Origin of the sequence: Acidovorax sp. Root219, from assembly GCF_001428665.1 — a bacterium.
In the GTDB taxonomy this organism is placed as follows: Bacteria; Pseudomonadota; Gammaproteobacteria; order Burkholderiales; family Burkholderiaceae_C; genus Acidovorax.
Genome location: NZ_LMIJ01000001.1, coordinates 420,349 through 434,214, shown reverse-complemented (window position 1 = coordinate 434,214; position 13,866 = coordinate 420,349). Strand labels below are relative to the sequence as shown.

Annotated in this window: 12 protein-coding genes; 8 read left to right on the top strand and 4 right to left on the bottom strand. The window is 68.3% G+C overall.

Annotated features, from left to right (window positions below):
• Positions 1-4 precede the first annotated feature (4 nt).
• From ASE28_RS02085 to ASE28_RS02060, 6 genes are all read left to right on the top strand, one after another.
• Complete coding sequence (locus ASE28_RS02085; protein WP_057264214.1) at positions 5-1,078, top strand: branched-chain amino acid ABC transporter permease; 1,074 nt, start codon at positions 5-7, stop codon at positions 1,076-1,078.
• A 76-nt stretch (positions 1,079-1,154) separates the two neighbouring features.
• Positions 1,155-3,305 carry a D-(-)-3-hydroxybutyrate oligomer hydrolase gene (locus tag ASE28_RS02080; RefSeq protein WP_057264212.1) on the top strand — a complete coding sequence of 717 codons (2,151 nt, stop codon included), beginning with the start codon at positions 1,155-1,157 and terminating at the stop codon, positions 3,303-3,305.
• A gap of 69 nt (positions 3,306-3,374) precedes the next feature.
• A complete protein-coding gene (locus tag ASE28_RS02075) occupies positions 3,375-4,538 on the top strand; it encodes an ABC transporter substrate-binding protein (protein ID WP_057264210.1) in 1,164 nt (387 codons plus the stop codon).
• A 175-nt stretch (positions 4,539-4,713) separates the two neighbouring features.
• Positions 4,714-5,688, top strand: coding sequence for an alpha/beta fold hydrolase (locus ASE28_RS02070; protein WP_057201012.1), 975 nt, complete (start codon positions 4,714-4,716; stop codon positions 5,686-5,688).
• 51 nt (positions 5,689-5,739) lie between these two features.
• The gene (locus tag ASE28_RS02065) at positions 5,740-6,450 is read left to right on the top strand and encodes an SDR family NAD(P)-dependent oxidoreductase (protein ID WP_057264208.1); all 711 of its coding nucleotides are present in this window, start codon (positions 5,740-5,742) and stop codon (positions 6,448-6,450) included.
• 25 nt (positions 6,451-6,475) lie between these two features.
• Complete coding sequence (locus tag ASE28_RS02060) at positions 6,476-6,829, top strand: hypothetical protein (RefSeq protein WP_157421817.1); 354 nt, start codon at positions 6,476-6,478, stop codon at positions 6,827-6,829.
• Between the two features lie 87 nt (positions 6,830-6,916).
• On the opposite strand, the gene ASE28_RS02055 is transcribed toward ASE28_RS02060, so the two are convergent.
• Entirely contained in the window at positions 6,917-7,162 is a 246-nt protein-coding gene (locus ASE28_RS02055) for a hypothetical protein (RefSeq protein ID WP_057201007.1), read from the bottom strand.
• 164 nt (positions 7,163-7,326) lie between these two features.
• Between ASE28_RS02055 and ASE28_RS02050 the strand changes: the two genes are divergently transcribed.
• Positions 7,327-7,986 (top strand): glutathione S-transferase family protein, encoded by a 660-nt coding sequence (locus ASE28_RS02050; RefSeq protein WP_057264205.1) that lies wholly within the window; start codon positions 7,327-7,329, stop codon positions 7,984-7,986.
• Positions 7,987-8,002: 16 nt separating this feature from the next.
• Here ASE28_RS02050 and ASE28_RS02045 read toward each other — a convergent pair whose 3' ends face one another.
• The 3 genes from ASE28_RS02045 to hemH form a co-directional block, all read right to left on the bottom strand.
• The gene (locus tag ASE28_RS02045; protein WP_057264202.1) at positions 8,003-9,157 is read right to left on the bottom strand and encodes an ABC transporter substrate-binding protein; all 1,155 of its coding nucleotides are present in this window, start codon (positions 9,155-9,157) and stop codon (positions 8,003-8,005) included.
• Positions 9,158-9,364: 207 nt separating this feature from the next.
• On the bottom strand, positions 9,365-11,875 hold the full coding sequence (locus tag ASE28_RS02040; RefSeq protein ID WP_057264201.1) for an ATP-binding protein: 2,511 nt from the start codon (positions 11,873-11,875) through the stop codon (positions 9,365-9,367).
• A gap of 74 nt (positions 11,876-11,949) precedes the next feature.
• Positions 11,950-13,059, bottom strand: coding sequence for a ferrochelatase (hemH, locus tag ASE28_RS02035; RefSeq protein WP_157421816.1), 1,110 nt, complete (start codon positions 13,057-13,059; stop codon positions 11,950-11,952).
• 126 nt (positions 13,060-13,185) lie between these two features.
• Between hemH and ASE28_RS02030 the strand changes: the two genes are divergently transcribed.
• Positions 13,186-13,857: an amino acid ABC transporter permease gene (locus ASE28_RS02030; protein ID WP_057201000.1), complete on the top strand. Its 672-nt coding sequence runs from the start codon at positions 13,186-13,188 to the stop codon at positions 13,855-13,857.
• The last annotated feature ends 9 nt before the right edge of the window (positions 13,858-13,866 follow it).

Here is a 13,866-nt window from a genome sequence, read left to right as displayed (position 1 = left end):
AGACATGCTGAACCGACTTCTCTCCGGCGACTACCCGCGCAGCAAGGTGCTGGCGGTGATCCTCGTCGCCATCTTCCTCGGGCTGGCGTTCGCGCCCTTCCTGTTCCCTGGCGTCAAGGCCCTCTCTGTCGCGGCCAAGGTGCTGATCTTCGTGGTGCTGGTCGCCAGCTTCGATCTGCTCTTGGGCTACACCGGCATCGTGAGCTTTGCGCACACCATGTTCTTCGGCATCGGGGCCTATGGCATCGCGGTGGCCACCACGCGCATGGGGCCCACCTGGTCGGCGCTGGCCGTGGGCCTGGGTGGCGCCCTGGTGCTCTCGCTGCTGCTGTCGCTGGCGGTGGGGCTCTTTTCACTGCGTGTGCGCGCCATCTTCTTCGCCATGATCACGCTGGCCGTGGCGGCGGCGTTCCAGACGCTGGCCTCGCAGCTGTCGGACATCACGGGCGGTGAGGATGGACTGACCTTCAAGGTGCCCGAAATCCTGTCGCCGAGCTTCGAGCCCTTCGACGAGCCCTTCCTGGGCGTCACGCTCGACGGGCGGCTGCTGTGCTACTACCTGCTGTTTGTGATTGCCGTGGTGCTGGTGCTGGCGTTGCTGCGCATCGTGAACTCGCCGTTCGGCCGCGTGCTGCAGGCGATCCGCGAGAACGAGTTCCGCGCCGAGGCCATTGGCTACCGCGTGGTGGTGTACCGCACCACGTCCAGCGTGCTGTCGGCCCTGTTCGCCTGCTGCGCGGGCGCCATGCTCGCGCTCTGGCTGCGCTACAACGGGCCGGACACCTCGCTCAGCTTCGAAATCATGATGGACTGCCTGCTCATCGTCGTCATCGGCGGCATGGGCACCATCTACGGCTCGGCCATCGGCGCCGTGCTCTTCCTCATTGCGCAAAGCTATCTGCAGGACCTGCTGCGCCTCGCAAGCGAGGCCGCCTCGGGCCTGCCCTGGCTGTCGGCGCTGCTCTCGCCCGACCGCTGGCTGTTGTGGCTGGGTGTGCTCTTCGTCTTGTCGGTGTATTACTTCCCCACCGGTGTGGTGGGGCGCCTGCGCGCGGCAGCAGCGCGCAAGGCGGCGTAAGGGCCAGGCTCGCAACCTGGCCGGGGTGAAGCTGCGTTCCAGAAGTTCAGAAAAACACAACTCGGAGACAAGCGCAATGAATTGCCTGAAGAAAAAGACGACGCAAAGAACCACGATGGTGGCCGTGTCCGCCGCAGTGCTCGCAGCCTGCGGCGGCGGTGGGGGCAGTGACAGCACGGGCGGGGTGAACACGCGGCCCGCCTACCTTGGCAGCATTACCGAGTCCCGCTACGACGGCAGCAGCAACGACCTGCTGACCGCCGGCCTGGGTGCGAGTGGCCTGGCTTCGGCCACGCCACCCGCCTATGCCGATGCGCTCAAGCCCACCGGCGCCGAATTGCGCCGCGCCGCCATCTACAACAACTACCGCGCCATGCTCGACATGACGGCCGCCGGTGGCTACGGCACGCTGTATGGTCCCAACGTCGATGCCCAGGGTCGCGTGACCACCGGCGAGGGCAAGGTGCCCGGTACCGAGTACATCGCCTATGCCGACGATGGCAGCGGGCGCCAGAACGTGACCCTGATGGTGCAGGTGCCCGACAGCTTCAACCCTGCACGGCCGTGCATGATCACGGCCACCGCATCGGGCTCGCGCGGTGTGTACGGCGGCATCTCCACCGGGGAGTGGGGCCTCAAGCGCGGCTGCGCCGTGGCCTATTCCGACAAGGGCACGGGCGCGGCTCCGCACGACCTGCAGAACGACACCGTGCCGCTGATCGACGGCACGCGCACCACGGCCGCTGCGGCCGGCAAGAGCGCCGCCTTCAATGCCAACCTCACGCCCGCGCAACTGGCCACCTTCAACACCGCCACGCCCAACCGCTTTGCCTTCAAGCACGCCCACTCGGGCCAGAACGCCGAGAAGGACTGGGGCACGACCACCTTGCAGGCGGTGGAATTCGGCTATTACGTGCTCAATGAGCGCTACGGCGCGCTCACCGTGTCGGGCCAGCGCATCAAGTCGCTCACACCGGGCAACACCATCGTCATCGCGTCGAGCATTTCCAATGGCGGCGGGGCAGCGATTGCGGCGGCCGAGCTCGACACCCAGGGCCTGATCAGCGGCGTGGCCGTGTCTGAGCCTGCGGTGGAGCTGCCTGCCAACCCGGGTGTCACGGTGCAGCGCGGCGGCACCGCCATCGCCGTCACGGGCCGCCCGCTGATCGACTACACCACCCAGGCCAACCTGTACCAGGCCTGTGCCTCGCTGGCGCCCTCGGTCAGCACCAGCCCGTATGCGGCGGCCTTCGCCGCAGGCTTTGCCGGTGCGGCCCTGCCCATCGCACCGGGTCGCTGCGCGGCCCTGCGTGCGCGGGGCCTGCTCACGGCCGACACCACGGCGGCCCAGGCCGAGGAATCGCTGCAGAAGCTGCGCGCCTACGGCTGGGAGCCCGAGTCGAATGACCTGCATGCCTCGCTCGCAGCCTTCGAGGTGGCGCCCGCCGTGGCCGTGACCTTTGCCAACTCGCTCTCGCGCGCCAGCGTGCAGGACCACCTGTGCGGCTTCAGCTACGCGGGGGCCACGGCGGCCGGTGCGGTCACCCCGCTGGCGCCACCGGCTGCGCTGGCCGGCATGTTCGCCACCGGCAACGGCGTGCCCCCGGCGGGCGGCGTGCAGCTCATCAACAACCGCGCCAAGCAGGGGCCTGCGCGCGACTTCCTGTCCCTGGCCGACAGCGGCGCGTTCGACTGGAACACCGAGGGCGCCGTGTGCCTGCGCAACCTGGTCACCGGCACCGATGCTGCAGCCCGCAAGCTGCAGGCCGGTGTCGATGAAACGCGCCGCAATGGCAACCTGCGCGGCAAGCCGGCCATCATTGTGCATGGCCGCGCCGATGCGCTGCTGCCTGTGAGCCATACCTCGCGCCCCTACACCGCGCTGAACAAGCGCGTGGAGGGTGCGGCCAGCAAACTGAGCTATGTGGAGGTGGCCAATGCCCAGCACTTCGACAGCTTCATCGGCCTGCCCACGGTGCTGCCCGGCTACGACACCCGTTACGTGCCGCTGCATGTGTACCTGAATCGCGCGCTCGACGCCGTGTACGACCATCTGGCCACTGGCAAGGCGCTGCCCGCCAGCCAGGTGGTGCGCACCGTGCCGCGTGGCGGCACACCAGGCAGCGCCCCGGCCATCACCGCCGCCAACGTGCCGCCGTTGGCCGAGGTGCCCAGCGCGGGCAACGCCATCGCCGTGACGGCCGGAGCCATCGCCATCCCCGAATAAGAACGACGACCCACCACAACAAAAAAGCTGCCGGGCGCATTGCCGCACCCGGTGGCACAAAGGACGGACATGAACACATGGATCACATGGGGCCGCCGCATGGGCGCGGTACTCACGATGCTGGGGGTGATGGGGCTGTTGGCGCTGCCGGCGGCGGCGCAGCTGCGCGGCGCCGAACTCGTGGTCGGTCAGGTGGCGCCGCTGTCGGGCGTGCTGGCCAGCACGGGCACGCAGATGGTGCTGGGTGGCAGGATCTATTTCGACGCCATCAACGCCCAGGGCGGCGTGCATGGCGCCACCATCCGCCAATGGGTGGTGGACGACGGCTACAAGGTGCCCGACACCGTGCGCCTGACGCGCGAGATGCTGGCCCGGCCCGAAGTGGTGGCGCTCTACGGCTTTGCCGGCACGGCCAACGTCACGCAGCTGTTGACCGACGGTGTGCTGGAGCAGGGCGGTGCCGCGCTGGTGGCGCCCTACACGGGTGGCGAGTCGCTGCGCAGCCCGTTCAACCCCTGGATCTTCCACGTGCGCGCAGGCTATGGCGATGAGGCCGAGCACATGGTGCAGCAGCTCACCACGCTGGGCATGAACCGCGTGGCCGTGATGTACCAGGACGATGGCTTCGGCAAGGCAGGCCTCGCGGGGGTTGAGGCGGCGCTGGCGCGGCGCAACCTGAAGCTCGTCGTCTCGGCCGGCTACGAGCGCAACACCGACAAGGTGGACGATGCCGTGAAGGCCATCAAGGCGGCCGACGTGCATGCCGTGATCATGATCGCCATCAACAAGCCCGCGGCCGCCTTCATCCAGCGCTACCGCGAGCAGGGCGGTGGCGCGCAGCTGTACAACATCTCGGTGGTGGACCCGACCGAACTCGTGAAGCTCGCCGGCCTGAAGAACGCGCACGGCCTGGGCATCAGCCAGGTGGTGCCGTATCCCTTTCGTCCGCAGTTGCCCGTGGTGCGCGAATACCAGACCTTGCTCAAGAAGTACGCGCCCGAGGCCGAGGTCAACTACACCAGCTTCGAGCAGTTCCTGGGTGCCAAGGTGCTGGTCGAGGCCCTGCGCCGCGCCGGCCCCGCGCCCACGCGCGCCAAGGTGGTCAAGGCGCTTGAATCGCTGCAGAACTACGACCTGGGCGGCATCAGCCTGGGTTATTCGCCCACCAACCGCATCGGCTCGCGGTATGTCGAGGTCACCGTCATCGGCGCCAACGGGCGCCTCATGAAATGAGCGCGACTCACAAAACTCTCCTGGCGTCGTTGTTGCGTCTTGCCGTACTTTCAGTACTGTCTGCGATGCAACGCCTGGCCAGGACCGCTTCGCTGAGCTTTGTGAGCCGCTTGAACACCGCAGCTCGCCCTCCGGCAACCCACAATCCATCCACTGACTCACAAGGTTGTCCACCATGACTCCGTTATCGCGCTATGCCACCTGCGCCGGCTATGAAATCCACTACACCGAATGGGGCGCGCCCGATGCTCCGGTGGTGGTGGCCTGGCACGGCCTGGCCCGCACCGGCCGCGACATGGACGAGCTGGCCGCCCATCTGGCGCCACGCTTTCGCGTGATCTGCCCCGACACCATCGGCCGGGGCCTGAGCCAGTGGGCGCGCGAGCCAGCAGAGGAATACCAGCTGCGCTTTTATGCGCGCATCGCCGCTGGGCTGTTCGATGCGCTGGGCATAGAACAGGCGCACTGGGTGGGCACCTCCATGGGCGGCGCCATCGGCACGGTGTGCGCGTCGGGCCTGTTCGAGCCGGGGCTCAAGGGCCGCATCCGCAGCCTGCTGCTCAACGACAACGCGCCGCGCCTGGCCGACGATGCGCTCGGGCGCATCAAGGCCTATGCGGGCCAGCCGCCCGCGTTCGATACCGTGGCAGAGCTCGAGGCCTTCTTCCGCCAGGTCTACCAGCCCTATGGCTGGCTCAGCGATGCGCAGTGGCGCCGCCTGACCGAGACCAGCACCCGCCGCCTGCCCGACGGCCGGGTGACCCCACACTACGACCCGGCCATGGTGCAGCAGTTCACGCACCACGCCAACGACTACCTGATCTGGGACCACTACGACGCGCTGGACATCCCCGTGCTGTGTCTGCGCGGCGAAGACTCGGACCTGGTGCTGCGCGAGACCACCATCGAAATGCTCACGCGCGGCCCGGGCGCCCGTGGCCAGGCCCGCGTGATCGAGGTGCCCGGTTGCGGCCATGCCCCGGCCCTCAACGTGCCCGAGCACTATGCGCTGGTGGAACGGTTCTTCGTGCATGGTGTGCAGGAGCCCGGGGCTGCAGAGGCTGCGCTGGTGCGCACGGCGGGTGGGCCTGCGGCCAGCGCGCTGCCGCGCTCGCAGTATCGGGCACCCACCCGGCTGCAATGGCCTTAGAACGATGGCTTGGCCCTGGTGCATGATTGGGGGTATGGGCCTCCCTTTGACATGCTGACAGACCACCTGCGTTCGTTCCCGCAAGGCTTTCGCGCCCTTGTCCTGGGTGCCTCGGGCGGTATCGGCAGTGCCTTCGTGCAGCACCTGCAGGCCGACCCGCGCTGTGCGCTGGTGGTCGGGCTGGGAAGAAGCACGGTGCCACCCATCGATTTCGAGCACGAAGCCACTGTGTCCGAGGCGGCGGCAGCGCTGGCGCCGCGGGGCCCGTTTCACCTCGTCATCGTCGCCACCGGCATGCTGCACGGCCCCGAAGGCATGCCCGAAAAGCGCCTGGGTCAGCTCAACTATGCGCAGATGCAGGCCTGCCTGCGCACCAACGCCATGGGCCCGGCGCTGGTCATGGCGCACTTTGCGCCGCTGCTGGCCAAGGACCGCAGCGTGCTGGCGGTGTTGTCGGCCAAGGTGGGCAGCATTGGCGACAACCGCCTGGGCGGCTGGTACAGCTACCGGGCCTCGAAAGCGGCGCTGAACATGTTCCTCAAGACCGCGGCCATCGAAGTGCAGCGCGGCAACCCACAGGCCGTGCTGGTGGCACTGCACCCGGGCACCGTGGACTCGGACCTGTCGGCCCCGTTTCGCGGCGCCGAGATCGGCCGGCCGGCGGCGGACGCGGCGGCCGACATGCTGCGTGTGATCGATGGGCTCACGCCCGAATGCACGGGTGGTTTCTACGCATACAGCGGGCAGCCATTGCCCTGGTAAGGCCACCCCGCAAGGGATATTTGCGGTGTTCGCCTACACAGAGTTCGGTACAGGCAGTACACCATGCGAAAGCTTTTTGTCCTCGCTGTTTCTCTGTTCTGCAAAGCCGATGCGTACCCAATCCGAAACCTTCAAATTCACCCGCGCTCGCAAGGTGGCCCACGGAAGATTCGCCCATGCCAACACGGATGCCATCGGGGTACTGCAGTTCTGGACGGCGCTGGGCGCCGGACGGTCGGGGGAAATACTGTCTGAGCCGGATGACGAGTGGCTAGTGGCCCGCGTCACCTACCCGCTGCAGCAGGGCATGCTGGCCACCAGCGAACTGCACCAGTGCTGTGTGGCCCGTGGGATCATGCGCGAGTCGGTAGAGGAATAAGCTTGGCATTGCAGCGCCTAAAAGGCTGCACTGCCGTGGGGTCCGTGGATCAAGTTCTCCCTGCTGCCTTCGCGAACGGCGCGCTCCTCAGCCGCCAAACACATTGATCGGCGTTGGCGCCAAATGCTCCCGGAGCTTCTGCTCTGCGGTGTAGAGTGCTTCGGGGTAGCTCGCCCAGGCACGGCGCACGGTGAGCACGGGTGAGCCGTCCTCCTCGAAGATGAAAACCCGCTCCGGCACATTCGAGGGCGCAGCCAGCGCCAGCGGTCGGACCAGATAGGTCGATCCGTCGATTTGGAGATTGGGTGGCCAGGGGAGACCGATCGCAGGCATGGTGTGATGGGGTGTAACTGATTGAACGATGCCCCATCCTACCCACGCCAACACCCAATCCAGCGGTTCCCGGCGCAACACGAGCGGATGTCCTACGTGGACAACACGGCTGGGCCAGCGCGTGGGTGGAACAATGGTCCTGGTCCCTCTGCAGGAGCGCTCCGATGCAACCCACCATCACCGCCTTCGAACGTTCGCCCGACCGCGGCCGGGGTCTGGCGCGCGACATGCGCGTGCGCTGGGCGCTGGAGGAAGTGGGGCAACCCTACGGTGTGCGCCTCGTGTCCTTTGCAGCGATGAAGGCGCCCGCGCACCGGGCGCTCCATCCGTTCGGGCAGATACCCACCTATGAGCAAGACGGCCTGGCGCTGTTCGAGACCGGCGCCATCGTGCTGCACATCGCCGAGACCCATGCGGGCCTGCTGCCGGCCGAAGCCCACGCGCGCTCGCGCGCCATCATGTGGATGTTCGCGGCGCTCAATACGCTGGAGCCGCCCATCGTCGAGTGGGGCGCCGCGCGGATCCTTGAGCACGACAAGCCCTGGTATGCGCAGCGCCAGCCCATGCTCGAAGACCGCGTGCGTACCCGGCTGGCCGAGCTTGCGCAGAGGCTGGGCGAGGCCGACTGGCTCGACGGCAATGCATTCAGTGCCGGCGACCTGCTGATGGTGACCGTGCTGCGCCGTCTGGGCGATGCGTCGCCACTGCTGCAGGAACAGCCCAGTCTATTGGCCTACATCGCCCGCGGTGAGGCGCGGCCGGCCTACCAGCGCGCATTTGCGGACCAGCTGGCTGTGTTCACCGCCAGCCAATCCGCCGGCTGATTCATCACTGCCCTGGTTACCGGCGAAACCGCTCGCCGTTGAAGTAAGACAGCTCCACGAAGTCCGTGCCGCTGTGGTCCTGGGGCCCATAGCGCAGCTCGAATCCGCCCATGTCGTAGGGGCGCATGGTGTGCAGCGCCTCGATGAGCTTCTCGCGCGATGCAGTGCGGCCCGCGCGGCGCAGGGCCTCGATCATCAGGCGCGCGCTCAGGTAGCCCTCCAGAGACGAATAGCCCGGCTCGGCACTGGCGGCGCTGGCCTTGAGCGCATCGCGGTAGGCCTTGACGATGGGCTTGGCCACGTTGTCGGGGTTGGGTGCCACCTGCGCCACGGTGATGCCGCGCGCGGACTCGCCCAGCGCCGCCAGCAGCGGCCGCGAACCCAGGAACGAGATCGAGAACGCAGGCGCCTTCACGCGCAGGCGCAGCGCCTTGTAGAACGGTATGCCCACTGCGCCCACGGCCAGCGAGATCAGGGCCGTGGGCTGCCAGGCGGTGATCTCGTCCACCGTGCGTGCCACGCCTTCCTCGGTCTCGGACAACAGGAAGGCCTTCCAGTCCTTGTTGTTGTGCGCCTTGGCCGCCGCATCGAAGGCCGCCAGCGTGGCCTTGCCAAAAGGGTTGTCGATGTAGGCCACTGCGCACTTGGTGAAGCCCGTGGAGCCCAGTTGCTGCACGATCTTGTGGAGCTCCTGCGAATAGCTTGCGCGCGCATGGAACACCAGGGGGTTGAACGGCCGCAGCGCGTCCGACCCTGTGGCCGGCGCGATCACCGGCACCTTGGCCGCCATGGCCACGGGCAGCGCGCCCATCACGCTGGTGGTGCCGCCGCAGGACAGCAGGGCGAAGACCTTGTCCTCCTCCAGCAGCTTCTTCGCGTTGGCTCCGGCCTTGGCCGGGTCGCCGCCATCGTCGGCGCTGGTGAACTGCAGGCGCCGCCCGTCGATGCCACCGCGCTCGTTGACCTCCTGGAAGGCCGCTGCGATGCCCTTGTTCATCTCCACGAACGGGAAGGCCAGCGGCCCCGTGAGCGCGGCCGTCTGGCCTATGCGCCAGGGCTCGGTCTGCTGTGCCAGTGCCCAGCCGGGCAGGGCGACAGCGGTGGCCGCTGCTGACGACAGCACCCGGCGGCGCGTGAGGGGAGGCGCGAGGGGCGTGGAGAAGGGGTGCATCGGCGTGTCTCCTGTTGTAGTGCTGCGCCCTTCCATCGCTGCACGCAGGGTGCGCGCAATGGACCGGCGGCGCAGCCAGTATCGAGCGCGCATGCACCACAATGGGTCGGGGAAAACACTGCAGGAGGCGGCTGGAGCGTCACGTTGGTGACTCCGATTGGCCCCTTGTCACACGGTGGACACGGGTGTACCTGGCAGGGTCTGGCTTCAGTCGCGCCGTGGTCTGCGCCCCGCGCGCCCCACCCGCGTATGCCCGGCACTCTGGCACGCACGCCGGTAGGCGCGCAGGGTCTGCTCAGCGCGGCTGAGCACGGTCTGGGTCACATCATCGGCGGCATCGGCCGCCAGCACGGCACCTGGCGCCATGCCCGATGCCTCGCCCGTCAGCAGGGCAATGCCCTCGCTCACATGCTGCACGGTGTAGACGTGGAACAGGCCGCGCTCCACCGCATCGAGGATGGGGCGCGACAGCATCAGGTGGCGCTGGTTGCGCGCGGGGATGAGCACGCCCTGCGTGCCATCGAGCCCGGCCGCGGCGCAGGCCTGGAACCAGCCTTCGATCTTTTCGTTGATGCCGCCCACGGGCAGCACCTCGCCATGCTGATTGAGCGCACCCGTCACCGCAATGCCCTGGCGCAGCGGCAGGCCCGACAGGCTGGACAGCAGCGCGTACAACTCGGCGCAGGAGGCGGAGTCGCCTTCCACGCCGCTGTACTCCTGCTCGAACACGATGGAGGCATTGAGCGCTAGCGGCGCCACATGGCTGAACAGGGCCGTGAGGTAGCCGTGCAGGATGAGCACGCCCTTGTCGTGGATGGGGCCGGACATGTGCACTTCGCGGTCGATGTTGAGCAGCCCCTCCTGCCCGGCGAAGCTGCGCGCTGTGATGCGCACGGGAAAGCCGAAACGGTAGTCGCCCAGGTCGATCTGCGACAGGGCGTTGACCTGGCCCACGGCCGCACCGTGCAGGGTGATGAGGCACTCGCCCTCGACCAGGGTCTGGTGCAGTTCTTCCTCGGTCTGGTTGTGGCGCAGCCGCTGGGCGGCCAGGGCGGCCTGCACGTCGGCGGCCTGCACCAGGGCCGTGGCATCGGCAGGGCTGCGCATGCGGCACTGGGCAGCGCTCTCGATCACCAGCGCCTCGGCCTGGGCGAAGCGGGCGCTCTGGCGGCCCTGGTCGTCGGCCTCGCGGTGGCTTTGCTCGATCAGCAAGGCCACGGCCTCGGGGCCGAAGTGCGGCAGGCCGCGCTGCGCGCAGCAGTGCGCCACGAAGATGGCGGTGGCGCGGTGCGATGCCGGGGTGGCGATGAAACGGTCGGCAAAGTCGACCTTCACGCGAAAGCGCCGTGCGGCTTCGGGGTCGCTGTCCTGCAGGGCGTAGAACTCGTCCACCGAGCCGATGAGGACGATTTTCACGTCCACATCCACCGGCTCGGGCTGCAAGCCTGCCGGCGCGCCTGCGCCACCGCCGGGGCCTGGGCCGTCGGCACTCGCCTCGCCAGTGATCTGCAGCCGGCGGCTGCGCAAAAAGCGGCGCACGCGTGGCCACAGGCCCTCTTCGGCGGCCAGATCGTGCAGGTGCAGCAGGATGAAGCCGCCATGCGCGCGCAGCAGGCTGCCGGCGTGGATGGCCGATACGTCGGCCTGCCCGGGGTCGGCATCGTCGGCATTGGCTCCGTGGTCGATGCTGCCCATCAGGCTGCGCAGTTGCGGGTTGTCCTCGACGATCACGGGGGCGCCGGTGCGCCCGCCGTTGTCCACCGCCAGGTTCACGCGGCAGCGGGCCAGCAGCGCATCCAGGTCGTCGCGGCGGTCGGCTTCGGCATCGGCCTCGTTGTCGCCGTAGTAGGGCTCCAGCAGGTCGATGCTGCCGAGCAAGGCGCGCTCTACCTGGTCCAGCCACTGCGCAAGGCGCCCGGCGTGCGGCGCCTGCTGGCCGGCGATGACGCGCGCGGCCTGCAGCGCCTGCTGCACCAGCGGCGTGATCACTGTGCTGCGCAGGGCGTCCAGGGCTGCGTCGCGTTCGCGCTCCAGCGGGCGCATGGCCTGGGCAAAGCGCTCGATCTCGCTGCGCAGCGCGTCCTCGTCGCGTTCGATGGCGGCGCGGCGCTCGGGCGGCTGCACGCGCGCCTCCGCGTCGGACAGGGGCTGGCCCCTCGGGCCCAGGGGGGTGACCAGCATCTGCCCGTTGTCGCGCACCAGGCGCAACTGGCGCGCGAGCGCAAACGCGTCGAGCGCGGCCAGCGCCTCGCGCTCCTGCACCTGCCAGCGCTGCTCGATGCGCGCCGCATCGGCCAGGAAGGCGGGGCCTGCCAGGTGCTGGGGCACTTCGGCCTCCAGCCGCGTGCCCATGTCGGCCAGGGCCTGGCGCAGCAGGCGGCCCTGGCCCGCAGGCAGGCGCAGTGCGCGCGGGCGCTCCGGTGCATCGAAGTCGTGCAGGTAGCACAGGTCGGGCGGCACGGGGCGCCGCGCGGCCTCGGCCAGCATGGCCTGGTGCAGCAGCGATGCGCGGCCGCTGCCCACGTCGCCCAGCACGAAGAGGTGGTAGTCGGGCTGCTGCATGGCCAGGCCGAAGCGCGCGGCGGCCTCGGCGCGCTCCTGGCCGATCCAGGGCAGGGGCAAGCCCGTGAGCTCGGCCGTGCTGGCAAAGCCGAGCGTGGTGGGGTCGACGGTCAGCCGCAGTTGGTGTGCAGAAAGGGCGCGGGCGGATGCGGGCATGGAAAACAATTCAGGGGAGCGGTGCGGGGGAAATGGGGAGGTGGGAAAGATTGGGCGGGCGGGGCCCGTACCGGTCAGCGACCTGCGGGGGTGGGGCCTTTGGGCGCGCCGCCCGCCAGTGCGCGCTCGCGCGCATCGGCCTGCGTGGCGGCATCCTCCACCTGCGTGGGCCAGCCCGCCAGGTGCTGCTGCGCCACGCGGCTCAGGGCGGTGATCCAGTGGCTGCTGTCGTTAAGGCAAGGGATGTAGTGGAACTCCTGCCCGCCTGCATGCAAAAAGGCCTCGCGCACCTCCATGTTGATCTCTTCCAGGGTCTCCAGGCAGTCGCTGGTGAAGCCGGGGCAGACCACGTCCACGCGCCGCGTACCGGTCTTGCCCAGGGCCTCGATGGTGGGCTGGGTGTAGGGCTCCAGCCACTTGGCCTTGCCAAAGCGCGACTGGAAGGTGAGCACGTAGCGTTCGCGGCGCAGGCCCAGGCGCTCGGCCAGCATGCGGCCGGTTTTCAGGCTCTCGCAGTGGTAGGGGTCGCCCAGCGTAAGGGTGCGCTCGGGCACGCCGTGAAAGCTCATCACCAGCTTGTCGGGCTGGCCATTCACCTTCCAGTGCGCCTCGATGCTGCGCGCCAGCGCGTCGATGTAGCCGGGATGGTCGTGGTAGCGGTTGACGAAGCGCAGCTCGGGCACATGGCGTGTGCGCGCGGCCCAGGCATACACCGCGTCGAACACGCTGGCCGTGGTGGTGCCGGAGTACTGCGGGTACAGCGGCAGGATGAGGATGCGCGTGGCGCCCTCGGCCTTGAGGGCATCGAGCTGGCTGGCGATGGACGGGTTGCCGTAGCGCATGGCATGGCGCACCAGCACCTGGTGGCCGGCCTCGCCCAGCCAGCCGCGCAGCAGCGTGGCCTGCTTCGCTGTCCACACCGCCAGGGGCGAGCCCTCGGGAGTCCACACACTGGCGTACTTGGCGGCCGACTTGGCGGGGCGGGTGCGCAGGATGATGCCGTGCAGGATGGGCAGCCATGCCAGCTTGGGGATCTCCACCACGCGGTGGTCCGCCAGGAACTGCGCCAGGTAGCGGCGCACGGCCGGCGCCGTGGCCTCGTCGGGCGTGCCCAGGTTGCACAGCAGGATGGCGGTGCGTTCGGGTTGGCCGTGGGTGAAAGGGGGTTCGGGTTGAAAACGCATGCGGCATTGTGGCCCAGGCATTCACCAGCCATCTCCTGGAGGGAGAAGGCGGCTCCGGGAAATCCCTCATGCGCGAATGAAACCGGTTTCATAGACTCCTTCCATGCCACCTGACAGGCGTTTGCCGTGAACTACCAATTCCAGTTCGAATCCGTTTTTGCCGCCTGGCCCCTGCTGCTCAAGGGCACATGGATCACCGTGCAGCTGTCGCTTACCGCGACGGTGCTGGGGCTGGTGGTGGCCATCGCCTGTGCCTGGGGCAAGACATCCGGGCCTGCCTGGGTGCGATTCGTGGTGAATGCCTATATCGAGCTGATCCGCAACACGCCGTTCATCGTGCAGCTGTTCTTCTTTTTCTTTGCCCTGCCGTCCATCGGCCTGCGCTGGTCGCCCTATACGGCGGCATTGACCGCGATGGTGGTGAACCTGGGGGCCTACGCGGCAGAGATCGTGCGGGCAGGCATCGAATCCATCCCCAAGGGGCAGATCGAGGCCGGGCGGGCGCTGAACCTCAAGCCCTGGGAGATCTTCCGCTTCGTCGTGCTCAAGCCGGCGCTCAAGGCGATCTACCCGGCGCTCACCAGCCAGTTCATCCTGCTGATGCTCAGTTCGGCCGTGGTCTCGGTGATCTCGGCCGACGACCTGACCTCGGTGGCGGCCAACCTGCAGTCGCAGACCTTCCGCAGTTTCGAGATCTACATCGTCGTGGCGGCCATCTATCTGCTGCTGGCCGTGTCGTTCTCCGGGCTGTTCAAGCTGATCTATCAGCGCACGCTCAACTACCCCGACCGTCGCTGAGGACCGGCC